Raw genomic sequence first — 21,165 nt, forward strand, 5'->3', positions numbered from 1 at the left:
AGATTTAATATTCAATAATATCTTGCCTTGCTGTGTAAATTTTAGTGCTATAGTATCATCTATTCTAACTAGGTAATAAGGTACGTACCATGATAAAGTTAATTAGATTGTTGTAAGCTCTTCTAAATATTAAAAGATAAAATATTGAGCAAAAAAGTCTGGGAAAAGATAGTTTTCCCAGACTCTTTATATCTCTTAAAAATCTTTGTAAAAAGCGATCAAATCGTATTTATCGCACGGATTAAAATCACAACTTTCATAAAACATGCGCGTTTTAACGGTATTTTCGGTCAACAAAACTTTCTGTATGACAGAATTATATTTCTGTAATACGCTATTCATTAATTTCGTACCAATTTCCCGACTTTGATAAGCAGATTAACCAGTAACTCTTGGATATAAATGAAGGTCAGACCATTACCAACTACTCAGATTAATCCAACTAATTGGTTATGATTATAAGCACTAATAGCAAAAAGCGAATTTGCCACTGCCTTTTGCAGTTGCTAGGGATTTTGTGTATAAGAACTCCAACCGACGCTGGTGTATAAATTGATGAGTTGGTCTAAAGTAATATTTTGGTCAACTATATATTTCATTTTTATTCCTCCTTTATTAATTAATAATTGAAGAGCAATAAGTAATTTTCCCATGCGTATCTCCCATTTCATTTCTTATAAAGCCAGCAAAATTATCTCTTTTAGTTTAAACAACTACAATTTTAAAAGCAGCACTAAATTCATCAAATTTTGCTAACAAAAAATTTATTAATAGTTGGCGAGGTAATTTACAGCAAGTTAAAATATAAAAACAGCAGATAAAAAGGCTGATTTGTTCCTATTTTTGTTGTGCTTACTTGATATATTGTTTTAGTCAAAGCTATCCAGTTCAGTCAGTGCTTTTTCCCAAGCATCATTTGCATCGTCCAGATGTTTTTGTACAGCGCTAAGCTGTTCTTGCAAGGGACCTAATTTGTCAAAATTAGTGGCAATTTCAGGATCAGCCATTTGAGATTGAATATCTTTTTGCTCTTTTTCCAGCTTTTCAATTTTATTTTCGGTATTTTCAACTTCTCTTTGCAATTTACGTTTTTGTGAATCACGAAGCTTTTGTTCTTGATAGGACAACTTGTTTTTATTTTTTTCGGGTTCAATGACAGTTGTGTCTTCATTAGCAGATGTACTGGCGGAAACGGCATTTTGCTTAGTTTTCTCGTTTAAATAATAATTATAATCACCCTCATAAACTTGGGCAGTACCATCTTTGATCTCTACAATTTTATTAGCTAATTGATTGATGAAATAGCGGTCGTGAGAAACAAACAATAAAGTACCGTCAAAATCCTGCAAAGCTTTTTCTAATACTTCTTTCGCCTCAAGATCCAAATGGTTAGTAGGTTCATCCATCAGCAGAAAGTTGTTATGTTCAAGTGATAATACAGTTAACGTTAATCTCGCTTTTTGACCACCAGATAATTGTCCGACAGTTTTATCAATATCTTTTGCCGTAAACAAAAAACTGGCTAAAATGGAACGAACATCTTTTTCAGGCATTGTTTTATGCCGGTCCCAAACGGTGTCAATCACCGTTTTAGTTGGATCAAGTCCTTGTAGTTCCTGATCATAATAGCCGATATCAAGGGATGCACCATATTTAATTGAGCCTTTTTTCGGCTTTAATTCCTTCATCACGGTTTTTAGTAAAGTTGATTTACCAATACCATTTTGACCAATTACGGCTACGCGATCGCCTTTATTTATTTGCAGAGAAATATCGTGCACCATTGTTTTTGTCGGATAGCCAATTGTTAAATCACGTAAAATTAGTACTTCTTTACCAGATGGCCGCTCGCTTTGAAAATTAATGCGCACTTTATTTTTGTGTTTTGGCGGAGTAATTCTTTCCATTTTCTCCAATTGCTTGCGGCGACTTTGTGCTCGTTTAGTAGTTTTGGCTCTGACAATATTTTTTTGAATAAATTCTTCGTCTTTTTTGATTTGCTCTTGCTGCTTTTCATACGCTTCTTCTTGCTGGCGATCACGCAGCTGCCGTTCAGCAACGTATGCGGAATAATTCCCCTTAAAGACAGTTAATTTGCCAAATTGCAATTCAAAAATCTGTGTGGCTAAATTATCTAAAAAATACTGATCGTGGGAAACAACTAAAATAGCACCAGAATAGTTTTTAAGATAACTTTCCAGCCAGTCCAGAGTGTCTAAATCAAGGTAGTTGGTAGGCTCATCAAGTAATAGCAGAGCAGGCTTGCGCAGCAGCAATTTAACAAATGAAAGTCTGGTCTTTTCTCCTCCGGAAAGACTTGCGATTTTTTTGGACCAAGTTGCTTCAGGAAAGTTAAAGCCATTCAAAATACTTTTGATATCAGCCTGGTAGGTATAGCCCCCTTGCTGCTCAAAGTTGAATTGCAGCTGGTCATACTGTTTTAACAAATCACTTCTTTTAGGGTTAGCAGCAATATCCTGCTGTAAACTTGTGATTTTTTTGCTCATATTAATTAATGAAGTAAAAACAGACAACATTTCTTCCCAAATTGTTTTACTTTCATTTAAGCCATTTTCTTGGGCAATATAGCCGACATCTATATTTTTATTGATGGTGAAGTCACCATGTGTGGCTTCTTCTTCACCGGTCATAATCTTAAGCAGGGTCGTTTTACCGACACCATTTGGTCCAATAAGACCTATTCTGGCATTTGCGTCAATTGAAAAATTGACATTTTTAAATAATGTGTTGGCACCAAATTGTTTTTCTAAATCGTGTCCTTGTGCAATTATCATAATTTTTCACCTAAAAACCATTTTAGCATACGTATTGAATTTCTTGTGTGAGAGTTTGACGGATATATGAAAGAAAAAGAGCAAAAATACAGCTTTTTAAGCGTGAATGAATAAAAATACCAGTTTCTATTATCAAGCCTGTTACCATTTTGCTAAAATTTAAAAGATTGTGAAAAAAATGTTTGCAAATGACGTAAATTTATAGGTAAAATAGAATTGATTGCTGAGAAATTCACAAGAACGAATTATGGTTACTTAATTAAGTTGGAGGCTTCTTAAATGGAAAAAATCAAAATACCAACGGCAACGGCTAAAAGGTTGCCGTTATATTACCGTTATCTTATTATCTTAAATGAGGCTGGCAAAGAAAAAGTTTCTTCGACTGAATTGTCTGAAGCTGTTCAGGTAGACAGTGCTTCAATCAGACGTGATTTTTCTTATTTCGGCGCTTTGGGCAAAAGGGGTTATGGCTACGATGTAAAAAGTTTACTTTCTTTTTTTAAAAAGATTTTAAACCAAGACACTTTAACAAATGTTGCTTTGGTTGGCGTAGGTAACTTGGGTCATGCTTTATTAAATTACAATTTTAAACGCTCAAATAATATTCGCATTTCTTGTGCTTTTGATATTGATGAGAAAATTACCGGCAGAATTCTAAGCGGTGTGCCTGTCTATGATATGAGTGAACTTAAAAAGCAGCTTAGTGACCAACAAATTTCTATTGCGATTTTAACGGTGCCATCTGCGGCTGCTCAAAAAACTGCTGATGATATGGTAGAAGCTGGAATTAAGGGAATCATGAATTTCACCCCAATTCGTTTATCTGCACCAAGTGGCATTCGAATTCAAAACGTTGATTTGGCTACTGAGTTGCAGACACTTATTTACTTTCTTGATTCGGATAAGAAAAAATAGTTTTAAAAAGCAAATTAGCACTTTTTTACTCAAAGTGCTAATTTTTTCTTGCATTTTTTCATAAAAGGGGTTATTATCATAAATGTAAGTTAGCACTTGACAAATAGGAGTGCTAATGGCACATAAAAGAGATTAAAATTTAATTTTAGGAGGGACAAACGTGTTACAACCAATAGGTGATCGCGTGATCGTAAAAGTTAAAGAAGAAGAAGAAAAGACTGTAGGCGGAATCGTCCTGGCTTCTAATGCTAAACAAAAGCCGACAGAAGGTGAAGTAGTTGCTGTTGGTGATGGTAACTTTGCTGAAAATGGCAACAAAATACCTATGACTGTTAAGGAAGGCGACGTTGTTTTATATGACAAGTATTCTGGTACAGATGTTAAATACGATGGTCAAAAATATTTAGTCCTTCACGAAAAAGATATTTTAGCAATTGTTAAGTAATTAAGGAGCGTATAAAAATATGGCAAAAGAAATTAAATTTTCAGAAAAAGCAAGACGTTCCCTGTTAAAGGGCGTTGACAAATTAGCTGATACTGTTAAGGCTACTATTGGTCCTAAGGGTAGAAACGTTGTTTTGGAGCAATCTTACGGCAACCCAGACATTACTAACGATGGTGTGACAATTGCCAAGGCAATTGAATTAAGAGACCACTATGAGAATATGGGTGCTAAGTTAGTTGCAGAAGCAGCACAAAAGACCAATGATATTGCCGGTGATGGTACTACTACTGCGGTTGTTTTAACCCAAGCAATTATTCGTGAAGGTATGAAGAATGTTACTGCTGGTGCTAACCCTGTTGGTGTTCGTCGCGGTATTGAAAAAGCCACAAAAGCTGTAGTAAATGAATTACACAAGATTAGTCACACTGTTTCTTCAAAAGACCAAATTGCTCAAGTTGCTTCAGTTTCTTCAGCTTCAAAAGAAGTTGGTGATTTAATCGCTGACGCAATGGAAAAAGTTGGTAATGATGGTGTTATCACTATTGAAGACTCACGTGGTATCGAAACTGAATTATCAGTAGTTGAAGGTATGCAATTTGACCGTGGTTACCTGTCACAATACATGGTAACTGATAATGACAAGATGGAAGCTGATCTTGACAATCCATATATCTTAATTACTGATAAGAAGATTTCTAACATTCAAGACATCTTGCCATTGTTACAAGAAATTGTGCAACAAGGCAAATCACTTTTAATCATTGCCGATGATGTTTCTGGTGAAGCTTTGCCAACATTAGTTTTGAACAAGATTCGTGGTACATTCAATGTTGTTGCTGTTAAGGCTCCTGGCTTTGGCGACCGTCGTAAAGAACAACTGCAAGATATTGCCGCTTTAACTGGTGGTACAGTAATTACTGAGGACTTAGGGCTCGAATTAAAGGACACTAAGATTGACCAATTAGGTCAAGCTCGCCGGATTACTGTAACTAAGGACTCAACTACTATTGTTGATGGTTCTGGTTCAGATGAAGCAATTAAAGACCGTGAAGACTCAATCAGAAAGCAAATTGCAGAAACTACTTCTGACTTTGACAAGAAGAAATTACAAGAGCGCCTAGCTAAATTAACTGGTGGAGTTGCTGTTATCCATGTCGGTGCTGCTACTGAAACTGAATTAAAAGAACGCAGATACCGCATCGAAGATGCTTTGAACTCAACCCGTGCTGCTGTTGATGAAGGCTACGTTGCTGGTGGTGGTACTGCTTTAGTAGATGTTAAGGATGCTGTTAAGGACCTTAAAGGTGACAATGCTGATGAACAAACAGGTATTAACATTGTCTTAGAAGCTTTGACTGCTCCAGTTCGTCAAATTGCTGAAAATGCTGGTGAAGATGGTTCAGTTATCTTGAATAAGCTTGAAGGTCAAGAAAATGAAGTTGGTTACAATGCAGCCAACGGTAAATGGGAAAACATGGTTGAAGCCGGAATTATTGACCCAACTAAGGTAACCCGTACTGCTTTACAAAATGCTGCGTCTATTGCTGCCTTGTTATTGACTACTGAAGCCGTTGTTGCCGAAATACCAGAAGATAAACCTGCCGCTGATCCAAATGCAGGTGCTGGCAATCCAGGTGTGATGTAATTTAGTTTTTATTAGTTAATTAATAAATCCTACTAGCAATCCTGTGGGGCTTGCTGGTAGGATTTTTTGCTTTGAAATTTTGCTTACAGAATTTGATAAGTAATTGCTGCCTTTACAATAGGAAGGAATATTAGTGGAATATTTAAGTTTACTAGGTATTGTAGTTATAGTGATTGGCTTTACACTGGGACTTGATACCATAGCCGTTGTTATTATTGCTGCTTTAATTACAGCCTTAGTTTCAGGAATTGATTTTGTCTCTTTTTTGACAATTTTGGGTAAAGGATTTATGGATAATCGCATGGTTTCCCTGTTTTTTCTGACTTTACCGACAATTGGCATTTTAGAAAGACATGGCTTAAAGCAAGCTTCTGTTAATTTGATTAAAAAAATGAAAAAATTGACGCCAGGTCGTATTTTCGATATTTACCAAGCCATTCGTGAGATTGCTGGTGCTTTCGGCATTTCATTACAAGGACACGTCCAATTTATTGCGCCACTAATTAATCCAATGGCACAAGCTGCAGGTAAGGTTAACAGCGAATTGACCTCTTTAGAAATTGACCAAATTAAGGGTAGAGCGGCTGCAACAGAAAATTTTGGTAATTTCTTTGCCCAAAATTTATTCGTAGCTTCTTCAAGCGTTCTACTTATTGCAAGTACTATGAAATCACTGGGTCACCCAGTTGATCCTAGTGGCATAGTTCTATACACTTTTCCAGTTGCAATCATCAGTTATATTTTATGTGTGGGTTACAATCATGTGTTTGACAAAAAATTACTCAAACAGCAAGAGAAGTAGGAGAAATAATGGATACTTTAATCAATAATATTTTATTAGCGTTCTATATCTTAATCGGGCTGTTTTTCTTGGCTGCAGCAATTGAGTCTTGGCGTGATCAATCAAATCCTGTGCGTTGGGGTACCGGGCTTTTCTGGTTTTTGTTTGCAATACTATTCTGTTGTGGGCAATGGCTTTCGAATGCAATTAACGGTGCAATTATAATAATTATTGCTTTATTATCTCTGTTTAAACAGGTTCGCGTAGGTCACATAAAAGATTTGGATGAAAAAGTTGCTCAACAAACGGTTAAACGTATTGGCAACTGGATTTTCTTACCAAGTATCTTGCTGGCAGTTTTAGCTTTGCTAATAGCCCAATTTACTAATCTAGGTGGCCAAGTAGGTATAGGTGTGGCAGCAATTATTTCACTTGTTATTGCACAAATTTTGACAAAAGCAAATGTGAAAGTTGTGTATGAGGATACTCAGAGAATGGTGCGTTCGGTAGGGTCAGCGGGAATCTTACCACAGCTGCTTGCTACTCTGGGTGTGGTGTTTACAGCTTCCGGTGTTGGGCAAGTGACTGCTAAAGCTATTTCTGGACTTTTTCCTATTGGAAACCATTTATTGGGAGTTACACTCTATTGTGTTGCCATGGCTTTGTTTACAGCCATCATGGGTAATGCGTTTGCGGCCTTTGCAGTTATTACTGCTGGGATTGGCATCCCTTTTGTTGTGGCACAAGGAGGTTCACCGGTTGTAGTTGCAGCTTTAGGGATGACTTCGGGTTATTGCGGTACGCTGTTAACACCAATGGCAGCAAACTTTAATACTTTGCCCGTTGCTCTTATGGAAATGAAAGATCAACTAGGCGTAATTAAACAACAATTTCCGATCGCAATCAGCATGTTGCTTATTCAAATTATGCTAATGTATTTTTTGGCATTTTAAGATAGTAAGGAGAAATATAATGAAAATTCTTGTAACAGGTTTTGATCCATTTGGTGAAGATAAAATTAATCCTGCGATCGAAGCAGTTAAACGGCTGGATGATGAAATCGCCGGAGCACAAATCGTAAAACTGGAAATACCAACTGTTTTTGGCGATTGTGCCGATGTGGTTCATGAAGCTATTCTGAAGGAAACAACTGATTATGTTTTAAATATTGGACAAGCTGGTGGCCGCTATGGTCTAACTCCCGAACGAGTGGCAATTAATTTTGATGATGGTCGCATTGCCGATAATAAAGGATACCAACCACTTGCTACACCTATTCAGGCAGACGGTCAAAATGCATATTTCACGCAACTGCCTGTTAAGGCAATGGCACGGGCAATTAGGGAAGCTGGACTTCCAAGTTCAGTTTCTACGACGGCAGGTACATTTGTCTGCAACCACATTATGTATCAAGTGCAGTATATGATTGATAAAGAATTTCATGACTTAAAAGCTGGCTTTATGCACATTCCGTATTTACCAGAACAAGTTGTTGCTAAACCAGAGACTCCTTGTCTGAGCTTAGCAGATGATGTAAAAGGTATTACGGCTGCCATTAGTGCAATTGTGAAGATGGATGGCAAGAAAGATTTGGCAAGTATTGAAGGACATATTGCCTAATTTTTTGAATTATTTATATGTGTTGTGAGAAGAGATCGTTTTGCTTGCGGTCTTTTTTCTTTTAATGAATAGTTTAGCGTATAATAATAACAGTAATGCAGAAAAGAAGGAGAATAATGGCGCAAACAAACCTGACTCCGATGATGGAGCAATATCACCAAATTAAAAAGCAGTATCCCGATGCCTTTCTTTTTTATCGGGTGGGGGATTTTTACGAATTATTTGAAGACGATGCAATCAAGGGTGCCCAAATTTTGGAATTAACCTTGACTCACAGGTCCAACAAAGCCGAAAACCCTGTTCCTATGGCAGGAGTACCTCACGTGGCAGTGCAATCTTATGTAGATACACTGGTTGAAAAGGGTTATAAAGTAGCTTTATGCGAACAACTTGAAGATCCGAAAAAGGCCAAAGGAATGGTTAAACGTGGTATTATCCAACTTGTGACTCCCGGAACCTTGATGAATGACAAACCCAGTGAAGCCAAAGAGTCGAATTATCTTACCTCTGTTGTAACTACCAAAAGTTGTTTTGGATTGGCATACAGCGATTTATCGACTGGTGAAATTTATGCCACTCATTTGAAGAGCTTTGCAGCTGTTTCAAATGAATTATTATCATTACGCACACGGGAAGTTGTTTTCAATGGTCATTTAAATGATCAGGATAATGACTTTTTTCATAAAGCAAATATTACTGTATCAGAGCCGGTAGAGTTAACTGGCAAACATGCGGAGATTTCCTTTGCTGAACAGGATCTGACAAACTCTGCTGAAAAAGCTGCTGTAAAACAGCTGGTAGGATATTTATTACAAACTCAGCGTCGTAGTTTAGCGCATTTACAAGTCGCTAAAAGCTATGAAGTCAATCAATATTTACAAATGTCGCATACTGTGCGGGATAATTTAGAATTGATCGCATCTGCAAAAACGGGTAAGAAGATGGGTTCACTTTTTTGGGTGCTTGATAAAACACATACCGCAATGGGTGGACGCTTGTTAAAACAATGGCTTGCTCGACCATTATTATCCGTTGAACAGTTAAACAGGCGCCAAGAGATGGTACAGGCGTTAATTGATGAGTACTTTACGCGGGAAAATATTAATGATGCTCTCAAGGGAGTTTATGACTTAGAACGCTTAACGGGGCGAATTGCTTTTGGTAATGTCAATGCCAGAGAGTTATTACAGTTGGCTCATTCTCTTAATGCCGTACCAACAATTTTGACAGCAATGCAAAAGGCTGAAAATAAAAATTTGCAAAATTTTGCCAGTCAAATTGATCCTTTAAAAGGAATTGCTAAATTGATTACGGATACTATTGTTGATCAGCCTCCAGTTCTGACTACCGAAGGAGGATTAATCAAGGATGGTGTTGATAGTCAATTAGATCGTTATCGGGATGCTATGAATAATGGTAAAAAGTGGTTGACTGGAATGGAGCAGAATGAACGTGCTCAAACGGGTATTGATAATTTAAAAGTTGGTTATAACAAGGTCTTTGGTTACTATATTCAAGTTACAAATTCAAATAAGAGTAAGGTTCCGCTTGACCGGTATACGCGTAAGCAAACTTTGACCAATGCAGAGCGTTATATTACCCCAGAACTTAAAGAACATGAAAATCTTATTTTAGAAGCACAAACCAAATCAACAGATTTAGAATACGATTTGTTTGTTAAATTAAGAGAAGAAGTCAAAAAATATATTCCAGCATTACAAAAGTTGGCTGGACAAGTAGCTCAACTTGATGTCTTTTGCTCTTTTGCTCAGGTGGCTGAAGACAATAATTATTGCAGACCTCATTTTCATACCGATAATCAAGATGTCAAGGTAGTATTAGGACGTCACCCAGTAGTTGAACAAGTGATGAAAGCTGGTTCCTTTATTCCAAACGATGTTAAGTTAACAGAAGATACTGATATTTTTCTGATAACAGGTCCTAATATGTCAGGTAAAAGTACATACATGAGGCAGCTGGCTCTTATTGCGGTAATGGCTCAAATAGGATCATTTGTACCAGCCGATAGTGCAGATTTGCCGATTTTTGATCAAATTTTTACTCGTATTGGTGCAGCTGATGATCTGATTTCTGGTCAAAGCACGTTTATGGTCGAAATGACTGAAGCAAATGATGCTTTACAACATGCCACTAAACGCAGCTTAGTTTTATTTGATGAAATCGGTCGGGGAACAGCTACTTACGATGGCATGGCTCTAGCTGGTGCTATTGTGCAGTATTTACATGATGAAGTTGGAGCCAAAGTTTTATTTGCTACACATTTTCACGAGTTAACAGCCTTGGAACAGACCTTACCTCATTTGAAAAATATTCATGTAGGAGCAACTGAAGAAAACGGCAAGCTGATTTTTCTCCATAAAATTTTACCAGGACCTGCAGATCAAAGTTATGGCATCCATGTTGCGCAACTTGCTGGTTTACCGAGAAAGGTTTTACGCCAAGCTACTAAGCTGCTTAAAAGACTTGAAGCTCAAGGTAGTAATTTGGGACCGGCTTCAACACAACTTGATTTATTTAGCTCAAGTAATGAGCCGGCCGAGGAACTACCAGTTGGTGCAGAGTCAGATTCTGCCAGTGAATTGACTGACAAAGAAAAAGATATCCTAGATGAAATTTCTAATCTTTATTTGGCAGATCAAACACCGTTGCAAGTGATGCAACTGGTGGAAAATTGGCAAGAAGATTTAAAGGATGAAAACTAATCATGGCACAAATACATGAGCTTTCAGTTAATCTGTCTAATCAGATTGCAGCTGGGGAGGTAATTGAAAGACCGGCAAGTGTGGTCAAAGAGTTGGTCGAGAATGCGATTGATGCTGGCAGTAGCAGAATTAGAATAGATTTTATTGATGCTGGTTTAAAACAGATTGTAGTTCAAGATAACGGCTCGGGGATCCCTAGTAATCAAATTGATCTTGCTTTTACTAGACATGCTACCAGCAAAATAAAAAGTGAACATGATTTGTTTAATGTCAGTACTTTAGGCTTTAGAGGAGAAGCTTTAGCTTCGATTGCTGCAGTTAGTCATGTTGAAATTTTAACTAATTCTTCTGGAGCAATAGGAACGCGTGCTGAATTTTCTGCTGGTGTTAAAAAAATGCAGGAAGATGCTGCAGCAAGACAAGGTACTCAGATAACGGTCAAAGATTTATTCTATAATACCCCGGCACGATTAAAATATTTGCGCAGTCCCAGGACTGAGATTATGAAAACAGTAGATATTGTTAATCGTCTTGCATTAGGATACCCAGAAATTGCCTTCACTCTAATGAACGAAGGAAGGATTCTGCTTAGAACTGCTGGTAATAATAATTTACGCCAAACGGTATCAAGTGTTTATGGCCGCAATATTGCTGAACGAATGTTGCCTTTTAAAGGTAGTGATAATGATTTTGAAGTGAGTGGTTTAATATCCAAGCCAGAACTCACGCGGTCTACTCGTAATTTTATTTCTATTTTGCTTAATGGCCGTTACATTAGAAATTTTAAGTTGGCAAGTGCAGTGATGGCTGGTTATGGCAATAATCTTACTGACAAACATTACCCTATTGCAGTTATTAAAATCAAGACGGACCCCTTATTGGTTGATGTCAACGTTCACCCCACAAAGCGGGAGGTTCGCTTATCTAAAGAAACAGAATTGAGTCGCTTGATTACCAGTGCTATTAGTAGTGTGCTTCTGAAAAATGACGTGAAATCTGATGCATTGAGTAATTTACATTCAAGTAAAGAAGATACACTGGTTGATCAACTTAAGTTTAATTTAAACAAAAATGTGGTAGAAACGAAAAGGCCAAATGCAGGAATTGCGGAAATTAATGAACAGCCTCCAGCAGAAATCAAACATATTCAGCATTCACAGTATGTGAATTTGGATATTCCGCGAGACGATGAACATTATCTCATAACTGCGACATGGGATGATAATGTTGTCAAGCAATGCAGTTTAACACCCTTTACTAGTAAAAATACTAATAATGAGATTATTTCAAGCGGTGATGAAGTGTTAGCAGCAAGCTTACCCGAGTTAAGTTTTGTTGGTCAAACCCCAATGTTTATTATTGCTGCTAATAATGATGATTTATACTTAATCGATCAGGTTGCAGCCAGAAGACTGCTTTCTTTTCAAAAAATCATCCGTGAACTTTCAAGCTCTAAAATCAACCAGCAGGGATTGCTGAGTCCTTTAATTTTAGAATTTGGCAACCTGGATTTTTTGCAAATAAAAGAAAAAATGGAGGACATCAAAAAAATTGGGATTTTTTTAGAAGATTTTGGTCAAGATACCTTTATTTTAAGATCATATCCCACCTGGTTGAAACAAAATATTGAGCATTCTATTCGCAAGATTTTAGACTTGTTTTTAAATATTGATCAAAGTAATTCTCAAAATTTAATTAAAAGAATAGCGGCCGATCAAGCTCAACGAGAAGTTTCGGGACGTAAAAAATTGACGGCTGCTGATTGTGGTGCAATTTTGACCAATCTGAGACAAATTGCTGATCCTTATCATGACGCTAAGGGGAATTTGGTAATTGTGCGCATCAGACAAAGTGATTTACGCAAAATGTTTAAGAGGAATAAATAAGATATGTATGAATACTTTCAGGGTGTTATTGTCACAATCAAACCTGATTTTGTAGTAGTTGATGTAAATGGAATTGGTTATAAAGTTTTTAGTCCCACACCTTATGCTTATCAAGAAGGACAAAAGGCGCGCGTTTTTATTGAACAAATTGTGCGGGATACCGGTATCACTTTATATGGCTTTCAGACTGAGGATGATAAGGGACTGTTTTTAAAGCTCCTAAGTGTAAGCGGTATTGGTCCCAAGTCTGCTTTAGCCATCATGGCGGCTGAAGATAGTAATTCATTAGCAAAAGCCATCGAACAGGGTGAAGTAAAATACTTAACCCGTTTTCCAGGCGTTGGTAAAAAGACTGCTTCACAAATTGTGTTGGATTTAAAAGGTAAATTAGGAAGCTTTGTTAAGAACGCAAATAAGACGGCTTCGGCAGAAGTATCGCCTGAATTAAATGATGCATTATTAGCATTATTAGCGTTAGGATATACCAAAAAAGAAGTAGATAGAATTACACCAGCTTTAATTGCAGAGGAAAAAACAACTGCGGATCAGTACATTAAAAAGGGATTGGCACTTCTCTTAAAGAAGTAAATCTTGTTATAATGAAAATGACATTTAAAAGGGAAGTGAAACAGGTGACAGAAGATAAAAATAATATTGTTTCTGGAGAAGTTCAAGGCCAAGAAGAAGAACAAGCTGAGTTTTCTTTACGACCCCAGTCATTAAATGAGTACCTGGGTCAAAAACGCGTTAAAAAAGAAATGGCAGTTTATATTAAAGCTGCTCAAAAAAGGGATGAGGCTCTAGACCATGTGTTATTGTATGGCCCTCCTGGACTGGGTAAAACAACATTAGCTTTTGTGATAGCTAACGAACTTGGTGTGCATTTAAAAAGTACAAGTGGCCCGGCGATAGAAAAAGCGGGCGATTTGGTTGCCCTTTTAACTGATCTCGATCCTGGAGATATTTTATTTATAGATGAAATTCATCGTCTTGCCAAGCCTATTGAAGAAGTCCTGTATTCAGCGATGGAAGATTATTATGTTGATATTGTAATTGGAGAAGGACAAACTACTCACGCCGTTCACGTTCCCTTGCCCCCATTCACGCTTGTTGGTGCTACTACTTTGGCTGGCCAGCTGTCAGCTCCCTTACGTGACCGCTTTGGTATAGTTGAGCATTTGCAATATTATACGGTTGAAGAACTTGAAAAAATAATTTCTCGTTCCAGCAAAGTTTTCAATATTGAAATTGAACCCCAGGCAGCACACGAATTAGCTCGCAGATCACGTGGAACTCCCAGAGTAGCTAATCGGCTATTAAGACGAGTAAGGGATTTTGCCCAGGTGAAAGGAGAAAAAGTAATTTCTTTTGCAACCACAGCAAGTTCTCTTCAACAATTGCAGGTTGATGAAGAAGGACTAAATCAAACAGATCGCAAAATTTTACGGGTAATTATTGAAAATTATCATGGTGGACCAGTAGGTATTAGAACTTTAGCTGCTAATACTGGCGAGGACGTGGAGACAATTGAATCCCTTTATGAACCATATTTAATGCAAAACGGGTTTTTATTAATGACACCCAGAGGCAGAATGGTGACAGAGAAGGCTTATGTTCATTTAGGCCTGCCGCTGCCAAACAAGTAATGCAATTGTTCGTTATTTTCTGTATAATAAATATTTAGACAATAATTAATTTTAATTTGAGGAGTGTAAAAGTGAATAATTTATTTTTAGCACAAGCAAATGGTGCAGGTAGTAGTATGTGGACAATCATAGTTTTTGTAGTTTTGATTGCTTTTATGTACTTTATCATGATTAAGCCACAAAAAAAGCAACAACAAAAGAAAATGGAAATGATGAACCAATTGAAAAAAGGTGACAATGTCATTATGATTGACGGTCTTCACGGCAAAATCGATTCAGTAAATACCAAGGATAAAACGGTTGTGTTGGATGCTGATGGCATTTACTTAACATTTAGTCGAATGGCTGTACAACAAATTTTACCAGCTAATACGGCAAGTGCTGAGCCTGCACCAACACCATCACCTTCTGATGACGCTGAAAAGCCAGCAGAAAGTGAACCTGCTCAAGCTTCAAAAGAAGAGCAAAAACCTGCTGCTCCTGCAGAAAAGCCAGCTGCAGCCAAACCAGCTGATGCAGCTGATGAAACTCCAGCTGATGGATCAAAAGAAAATTAAAACAATCTTAAGTGCCTTAGGGGCACTTTTTTGTTAGTAAAATTTATTTAGCTTAAAAAGTAAATATTGCTCAAAGCGCGAGTTTAACGGCAAAATAGTATAAAATGATGTTAGTGTAAAAAGGTATGAGAAAGGATTTTTTCATGAATAACATTCCAGTAATTATGATTATCTTTGGTGGTAGTGGTGATTTAGCGCATAGAAAGCTGTATCCTGCACTTTTTAATTTATATGAACAGGGCCTAATTCACGATAATTTTGCCGTAATTGCAACGGCTCGGCGACCATGGTCACATGATTTTTTACGCCAGCAAATATGCGATGCTGTGCACGAAACGCATGCTGAAGTAAACGAAAATGATTTAGTTGCTTTTGCTAGTCATTTTTATTATCAGTCACACGATGTAACCAACATTGAACACTATGAAACTCTGAAGAATTTGGCACAAGAATTAGATGATCGTTATAGTGCGCAGGGAAATCGTATCTTTTATATGGCAATGGCTCCCAAGTTCTTTGGCACAATCGCTGAACATATTAAAGATCAACATTTGACTAGTACCGGCTTTAAACGTATTGTTGTTGAAAAACCCTTTGGAAGAGATCTGGCAAGTGCAGAAGAATTAAATAAGCAGATTACTGCTTCCTTTGCTGAGGATGATATTTTTAGGATTGATCATTATTTAGGTAAAGAAATGATTCAAAACATTCTGCCTATGAGGTTAACTAATCCTCTAATTAAAAATATATGGAATAATCAGAATATCAAAAATGTTCAGGTCACTTTAGCAGAACAGCTGGGAGTCGAGGCTCGTGGCGGCTATTATGAAACTTCAGGCGCTTTACGTGATATGGTGCAAAATCATATTTTTCAGATTATTACCCTTCTGGCAATGCCGGAGCCAAAGGATTTAACCTCGCAAAGTATTCACGAGGCTAAGCAAAAACTTTTAGACAGTATGGTAATTCCGACAGAAGACGAGATTGCGCGTCATTTTGTGCGGGGGCAATATTTGGGTAGTGATGTTACCTTTGGGTATCGGCAAGAACCAAATGTTGCTGCCGATTCAAATACAGAAACTTTCGTTGCTGGAGAGGTTAAATTTAAAAAGGGTCCTCTTGCTGATTTGCCAATTTATTTTAGGACCGGCAAAGAAATGCGGGAAAAGAAAAACAGGATTGATATTGTTTTAAAACACATGTCTAATCAATACGGTAAAGCTCATTCAAACAACATATCAATTATAATAGATCCACAGATGCAAATTTTTATTACTATTAATGGTAAAAAAATTAATGAACCCGGAATTCGCAGGGAAAATCTAAGCTACGGCTTTACAAGTGAAGACCAAAAACAGGTACCAGATGGCTATGAGCGTTTACTGCATGATGTTTTTGTTAATGATTCAACCAACTTTACTCATTGGAGTGAACTAAAGAATTATTGGAAATTTATTGACCATGTAGAAGAAACATGGCAAAAAGAAAATGAAAATGGTCAAGAGCCAGAACAATACTTGCCGTACAGAATGGGTCCAAAATCAGCAAATAAAATTTTCGAATCAGCTACCGAGCGCTGGATTTATGAGTAACTTTGATGACGGCCTTTTACCACAAAATGACACTCACAGAAAGATTATTCACCTTGATATGGATGCTTTCTATGCTGCAGTTGAAACACGTGATCATCCTGAACTAAAAGATAAGGCACTGGTAATTGGTCAAGATCCCAGAAATTATCATGGCCACGGCGTTGTTGCTACGGCAAATTATATTGCTCGCCAGTATGGCGTCCATTCAGCTATGCCATCAATTAAGGCTTTAAAGCTCATACCGCCGGATAAACTGGTATTTAAGAGCCCTGATTTTAAAAAGTATCATAGTGCTTCTGCTGAAATTCATCAGTTGATGCATGAAATTACTGACAATGTTCAGTCTATTGCACTGGATGAAGCATATTTAGATGTTACTGAAAATAAGCTGGGATTAACTTCTGCTTTGCAAATCGCGATTGATCTGCAGGTAAAAATAAAAAAAGAAATAGGTTTAAATTGTTCTTTCGGCGTGACCTATAACAAATTTTTAGCAAAAATGGGTTCCGAATATTCGAAGCCTTTTGGTCGAACTATTATTTTGCCCCAAGAAGCTAAAGAATTTTTAGCCGTACAAAAAATTGCTCAGTTTCATGGTATTGGGCCTAAGACGCAAGCTAAGTTAGCTGAAATGGGTATCTACACGGGACGTGGGTTGCAAAAAATGCACGTTCGTGATTTAATAAAACATTTCAACCGCATGGGTTATTTAATGGCGGAACATGCAAATGGCATTGATTTGTCGCGGGTAATTCCTGATGATGAGCGTAATCGCAAGTCTATTGGGATTGAACGCTCGTATGAACCCAGTGTATACAATGAACAGACCGCTCTTACCAATTTGCGCAACTATGTTAATGATTTAGCTGACAAGTTAATTGAACGCAATTTTTATGCCAATACGGTTGTTTTAAAAATTCGCAATAGTAATTTTAAGACTGTTACGAAAAGGCGCAAGCTTGAACATGCTACTAATAATCCATTAGAATTATATGACGCAGCTAAAGATCTTTTTGAGCCCATTTCTAGCTCGTTTTTAAATGATGGTATCAGGCTTTTGGGGGTAACAGCTACAGATTTTACAGAGGCTGATTATGAAAATATGGATTTAGAATTATTTTCTCAATAAGAAAAAATTTTGTTAAAGTAAAACCGCTAAAATTAAGAAGGAGAATAGATATGAGTACTTTTACAGAGATATACCAAAAAATTACGCAATATGACACGATTATATTGCATCGTCATACCAGTCCTGACCCTGATGCTCTAGGCTCTCAGGCTGGACTTGCACGTTCTTTAAAACTGCAGTTTCCAAGTAAGAAGATCCTATGCGCTGGAGAAAATGATGAGGGTGATCTGGCTTGGATCAATCGTATGGATCAGGTGACTGAAAAGGATTATCAAGGAGCCTTGGTAATCACCACTGATACAGGAAATACTGCCCGCATTTCTAACAAATTATATAATAAGGGTGATTTTCTGATTAAAATTGACCATCATCCGGATGTTGAACCATATGCAGATATGAGTTATGTTGATGATCACGCTCCTGCTGCTTCACAGATTATTGCTGATTTCATTATTACTGAAAAAATGCCGCTGACTGCGGAAGTGGCTTATCCGCTTTATGCTGGTATTGTTGGTGATACAGGCAGATTTATGTATCCTGAAACAACGGACCACACTTTTAAAATAGCTGCTAAACTGGCAGCAACTGGAATTAATATTAATGAAATTGCTCGCAACATTAGTGACGTTACCTTTGAACAGGCAAAATTACAGGCCGTAGTTTTGGAATATATGAAAGTTGATTCCTGTGGTGCAGCCTATGCGATTTTATCCCAAGATACTCTGCATAAATTAGGTGTAAATTCAGAACAAGCTTCATGCACGGTTTCTACTCCTGGAAGAATTAAGGATATCATTGCCTGGAATGTTTTTGTGGAAAAGCCCGACGGCACTTATAGGGTTCATTATCGTTCAAAGGGCCCAGTAATCAATGAACTGGCAGCCAAACATGATGGTGGTGGCCACGCATTGGCAAGTGGAGCTAAAGCTAAAGATATAGCTGAAGTGAAGCAAATATTTGCGGAATTAGTTCAAGTAACCAAGGAATATCAAGAGGAACATGAATAACATTTTTGAAAACGAAAAGTTAAGTCCAGCACTAAGACAAGGTCTGAAAAAAATAAACTTTGTTAAACCGACTGAGGTGCAGGAAAAAGTAATACCTGTTTTACTGGCACACAAAAATGCTGTAGTACAGGCAGTTACGGGATCGGGTAAAACTCATGCTTTCTTAATCCCTGTAATGAATGAAATCAATGAAAAACTGCCGTATCCACAAGCAATTTTGACTACTCCTAGCAGAGAACTTGCTCAGCAATTATATCAAGTGACTCGTCAATTAAGGGATGCTGCCGGATTAAATATTTCGGTTGCCCAATTGGCAGGAGGCACTGATCGGGAACGCCAACTTGAAAAAATAGGTAGGCACAAACCACAAATTATCATAGCTACTCCTGGTAGGCTTCATGATTTTGTTGCCAAAAAGATTTTACCATTAGACTATGTCACAAATTTTGTCATTGATGAAGCTGACATGACTTTAGATATGGGTTTCTTGGGTGAAATTGACTTTATTGCGCAGAGATTGCCTCAAAATTGTGTTTTAACAGCTTTTTCTGCCACAATTCCTGTTAAATTAGCTAACTTTTTACGCAAGTATATGGCTAAACCAGAAACCATTATTGTAGATAATCCCACGGTTATTTCGCCAACAGTAAAAAATGATTTACTTGATGTCGGATCTAAAAATCGAAAGAAAATACTATATCAGTTACTAACAATTGGTCAGCCTTATTTAGCACTTATTTTTGCTAATACCAAGCAAACGGTAGATGAATTAACTGAGTTTCTTATTAAACAAGGGTTAAGAGTTGCTAAAATTCATGGCGGCATTACTGAACGTGAACGAAAAAGAACCATGAGAGAAGTAGAAGCTGGACAATTTCAATATGTCGTAGCCACTGACTTGGCCGCGCGGGGGATTGATATTGCAGGTGTTAGTCTAGTCATTAACTTTGAAATTCCGCGTGAATTAGAATTCGTAATTCATCGTATTGGTCGAACCGGTCGCAACGGTATGAGTGGCCACGCCATTACTCTAATTCGTGAAGAAGAAATGGATCAGATTTTTAAATTAGAAAATATGGGAGTCCATTTCGATTTTGTGGAAATAAAAAATGGGGCTATAGTAGCACGTAAACATTATCATAGCCGTAAAACAAGGCAGTCGTCTTCTCAAAGTCTTGATAATAAGATGCGTGGCTTGGTGAAGAAAGCCCAAAAGAAACGTAAGCCTGGCTATAAGAAAAAGATTAAACGTGCCATCCAACTAGATAAGGCGCAAAAGAATAAAATTGAGCAACGTAGTAAAATTCGTAAGGCAAAGCGCCAAAGAAAAATGAAGCGTAACAATCAATCTTAATTCTAAAAATAAACTACATTTAGTTTGATTCAAATGATTGATGCAAACGACTAATTTCTGGTTTTAATCCAAATTAGTCGTTTTATTTTGCTTTGCAAAATACAAAGAATGGATTTTGTTTTAATAATACTGTTAGTCTTTAAAAATAACGCCATTATTTTCAAAGAAAGTATTGCTTGTCATAACCATTATTGCTATACTTATGGCACCATAAGTAGGAGCGATGAAAATGAAATTGACAAAAACTGAGGAAGTTCTTGTTTTTGAGCTATCAAGATACAGCGTGGAAAAGTATACTGTTACTAAATTTTGTCAGAAATTAGACATTAACCGTGGCGCTTTTTATAGAAGATACAGTAATATTTGTGATTTATTTACTTCAGTCTTAACTTTGCAAACCAGACGAGCCTTACGCAGTGTGGGCAATGAATCAATGGATCGAATGTTTTATCGCATGTTGAAAAAAATTAAAGAAAATAAGACTTTTTATGGCAATTTGCACAGAATTGCCAAGGATCCGCCATTATTTTATCGCGTGTTAAGAAAAGAATATGCTTTAGCCATAGAGAATTATATGCGACCTAGAGGACCATTTTCGGTGCGTAAAGTTGAACTGGTAGCAAACGGAATATACGCTATTATATTCAATTGGGTTGTTGACGAATGCAGGCATGATATTAGGGATGTTTATCAAAGTATTCATTTGTTACTAACACATATAGAGCAAACAATAAGACGGACTGAATAAGCCCCTTTTGCTAGTGTTTTACTGGTAATAATAATTTTTTGCAAAAAAGACTTGCAAAAAAGAAAAATACTTGCTAGTATTAATAACTGTCGTCGGGCAATGAGCCGCAAGGCGGGAGCACGAAGACAGCGTAAAAAAATCAAGCAAAAGCAGTTGACAAAAGTCAATTGTTTTAGTAAGATAATAAACGCTGTCCGGTAAGACGGCAAAAATAAGTCAGAAAAAAGTGCTTGACAAAAGCAAAAGAATCTGGCAAAATAAAAAAGCTGCTTTAGCAGCAGGTAGTACCTTGAAAACTGAACAATGTTTTCGCAAAAATGTG

General features: G+C 37.1%; 18 protein-coding genes. 16 read left to right on the forward strand and 2 right to left on the reverse strand.

All coding sequences use genetic code 11. The features are described from left to right. Positions 1–506: 506 nt before the first annotated feature. On the reverse strand, positions 507–653 hold the full coding sequence (locus ACFQ32_RS07145; RefSeq protein ID WP_244885264.1) for a hypothetical protein: 147 nt from the start codon (positions 651–653) through the stop codon (positions 507–509). A gap of 216 nt (positions 654–869) precedes the next feature. Further along, positions 870–2,795, reverse strand: a complete 1,926-nt coding sequence (locus ACFQ32_RS07150) for an ABC-F family ATP-binding cassette domain-containing protein (RefSeq protein WP_046325258.1) — start codon at positions 2,793–2,795, stop codon at positions 870–872. Between the two features lie 279 nt (positions 2,796–3,074). Here ACFQ32_RS07150 and ACFQ32_RS07155 point away from each other — a divergent pair, with 279 nt between their 5' ends. From ACFQ32_RS07155 to ACFQ32_RS07230, 16 genes are all read left to right on the forward strand, one after another. Next, positions 3,075–3,710, forward strand: coding sequence for a redox-sensing transcriptional repressor Rex (locus ACFQ32_RS07155; protein WP_046325257.1), 636 nt, complete (start codon positions 3,075–3,077; stop codon positions 3,708–3,710). Between the two features lie 160 nt (positions 3,711–3,870). Next, positions 3,871–4,155, forward strand: coding sequence for a co-chaperone GroES (gene groES / locus ACFQ32_RS07160; protein ID WP_046325256.1), 285 nt, complete (start codon positions 3,871–3,873; stop codon positions 4,153–4,155). Between the two features lie 19 nt (positions 4,156–4,174). Next, entirely contained in the window at positions 4,175–5,800 is a 1,626-nt protein-coding gene (groL, locus tag ACFQ32_RS07165) for a chaperonin GroEL (RefSeq protein WP_046325255.1), read from the forward strand. Positions 5,801–5,933: 133 nt separating this feature from the next. Further along, a complete protein-coding gene (locus tag ACFQ32_RS07170) occupies positions 5,934–6,602 on the forward strand; it encodes a DUF969 domain-containing protein (RefSeq protein ID WP_046325254.1) in 669 nt (222 codons plus the stop codon). Positions 6,603–6,610: 8 nt separating this feature from the next. Then, complete coding sequence (locus ACFQ32_RS07175; protein ID WP_046325253.1) at positions 6,611–7,534, forward strand: DUF979 domain-containing protein; 924 nt, start codon at positions 6,611–6,613, stop codon at positions 7,532–7,534. Between the two features lie 19 nt (positions 7,535–7,553). Next, the gene (pcp, locus tag ACFQ32_RS07180; RefSeq protein WP_046325252.1) at positions 7,554–8,201 is read left to right on the forward strand and encodes a pyroglutamyl-peptidase I; all 648 of its coding nucleotides are present in this window, start codon (positions 7,554–7,556) and stop codon (positions 8,199–8,201) included. 140 nt (positions 8,202–8,341) lie between these two features. Next, the gene (gene mutS, locus ACFQ32_RS07185) at positions 8,342–10,924 is read left to right on the forward strand and encodes a DNA mismatch repair protein MutS (protein WP_143444034.1); all 2,583 of its coding nucleotides are present in this window, start codon (positions 8,342–8,344) and stop codon (positions 10,922–10,924) included. Positions 10,925–10,926: 2 nt separating this feature from the next. Then, on the forward strand, positions 10,927–12,810 hold the full coding sequence (mutL, locus tag ACFQ32_RS07190; RefSeq protein WP_046325250.1) for a DNA mismatch repair endonuclease MutL: 1,884 nt from the start codon (positions 10,927–10,929) through the stop codon (positions 12,808–12,810). Positions 12,811–12,813: 3 nt separating this feature from the next. Continuing rightward, entirely contained in the window at positions 12,814–13,398 is a 585-nt protein-coding gene (gene ruvA / locus ACFQ32_RS07195) for a Holliday junction branch migration protein RuvA (RefSeq protein ID WP_046325249.1), read from the forward strand. A gap of 17 nt (positions 13,399–13,415) precedes the next feature. Beyond that, positions 13,416–14,456: a Holliday junction branch migration DNA helicase RuvB gene (ruvB, locus tag ACFQ32_RS07200; protein WP_370567386.1), complete on the forward strand. Its 1,041-nt coding sequence runs from the start codon at positions 13,416–13,418 to the stop codon at positions 14,454–14,456. A 71-nt stretch (positions 14,457–14,527) separates the two neighbouring features. Beyond that, positions 14,528–15,013 (forward strand): preprotein translocase subunit YajC, encoded by a 486-nt coding sequence (gene yajC, locus ACFQ32_RS07205; protein ID WP_046325247.1) that lies wholly within the window; start codon positions 14,528–14,530, stop codon positions 15,011–15,013. A gap of 143 nt (positions 15,014–15,156) precedes the next feature. Further along, entirely contained in the window at positions 15,157–16,605 is a 1,449-nt protein-coding gene (zwf, locus tag ACFQ32_RS07210; protein ID WP_046325246.1) for a glucose-6-phosphate dehydrogenase, read from the forward strand. After that, positions 16,598–17,734, forward strand: coding sequence for a DNA polymerase IV (gene dinB / locus ACFQ32_RS07215; RefSeq protein WP_046325245.1), 1,137 nt, complete (start codon positions 16,598–16,600; stop codon positions 17,732–17,734). The genes zwf and dinB overlap by 8 nt, the downstream gene beginning before the upstream one ends. Positions 17,735–17,784: 50 nt before the next feature. Continuing rightward, positions 17,785–18,741, forward strand: a complete 957-nt coding sequence (locus ACFQ32_RS07220; protein WP_046325244.1) for a DHH family phosphoesterase — start codon at positions 17,785–17,787, stop codon at positions 18,739–18,741. After that, on the forward strand, positions 18,734–20,095 hold the full coding sequence (locus tag ACFQ32_RS07225; RefSeq protein WP_046325243.1) for a DEAD/DEAH box helicase: 1,362 nt from the start codon (positions 18,734–18,736) through the stop codon (positions 20,093–20,095). Before ACFQ32_RS07220 ends, ACFQ32_RS07225 begins: the two co-directional genes overlap by 8 nt. Positions 20,096–20,324: 229 nt before the next feature. Then, positions 20,325–20,843, forward strand: coding sequence for a TetR/AcrR family transcriptional regulator (locus ACFQ32_RS07230; RefSeq protein WP_046325242.1), 519 nt, complete (start codon positions 20,325–20,327; stop codon positions 20,841–20,843). Positions 20,844–21,165 lie beyond the last annotated feature (322 nt).

Source organism: Lactobacillus melliventris, assembly GCF_042679465.1.
GTDB lineage: Bacteria > Bacillota > Bacilli > Lactobacillales > Lactobacillaceae > Lactobacillus > Lactobacillus melliventris.

Coding starts and splice junctions, on each gene's coding strand:
- ACFQ32_RS07145 (WP_244885264.1), bottom strand. CDS start 653: ATGGGAAAATTACTTATTGCTCTTCAATTATTAATTAATAAAGGAGGA.
- ACFQ32_RS07150 (WP_046325258.1), bottom strand. CDS start 2,795: ATGATAATTGCACAAGGACACGATTTAGAAAAACAATTTGGTGCCAAC.
- ACFQ32_RS07155 (WP_046325257.1), top strand. CDS start 3,075: ATGGAAAAAATCAAAATACCAACGGCAACGGCTAAAAGGTTGCCGTTA.
- groL (WP_046325255.1), top strand. CDS start 4,175: ATGGCAAAAGAAATTAAATTTTCAGAAAAAGCAAGACGTTCCCTGTTA.
- ACFQ32_RS07175 (WP_046325253.1), top strand. CDS start 6,611: ATGGATACTTTAATCAATAATATTTTATTAGCGTTCTATATCTTAATC.
- pcp (WP_046325252.1), top strand. CDS start 7,554: ATGAAAATTCTTGTAACAGGTTTTGATCCATTTGGTGAAGATAAAATT.
- mutS (WP_143444034.1), top strand. CDS start 8,342: ATGATGGAGCAATATCACCAAATTAAAAAGCAGTATCCCGATGCCTTT.
- mutL (WP_046325250.1), top strand. CDS start 10,927: ATGGCACAAATACATGAGCTTTCAGTTAATCTGTCTAATCAGATTGCA.
- ruvA (WP_046325249.1), top strand. CDS start 12,814: ATGTATGAATACTTTCAGGGTGTTATTGTCACAATCAAACCTGATTTT.
- ruvB (WP_370567386.1), top strand. CDS start 13,416: ATGACATTTAAAAGGGAAGTGAAACAGGTGACAGAAGATAAAAATAAT.
- zwf (WP_046325246.1), top strand. CDS start 15,157: ATGAATAACATTCCAGTAATTATGATTATCTTTGGTGGTAGTGGTGAT.
- dinB (WP_046325245.1), top strand. CDS start 16,598: ATGAGTAACTTTGATGACGGCCTTTTACCACAAAATGACACTCACAGA.
- ACFQ32_RS07220 (WP_046325244.1), top strand. CDS start 17,785: ATGAGTACTTTTACAGAGATATACCAAAAAATTACGCAATATGACACG.
- ACFQ32_RS07225 (WP_046325243.1), top strand. CDS start 18,734: ATGAATAACATTTTTGAAAACGAAAAGTTAAGTCCAGCACTAAGACAA.
- ACFQ32_RS07230 (WP_046325242.1), top strand. CDS start 20,325: ATGAAATTGACAAAAACTGAGGAAGTTCTTGTTTTTGAGCTATCAAGA.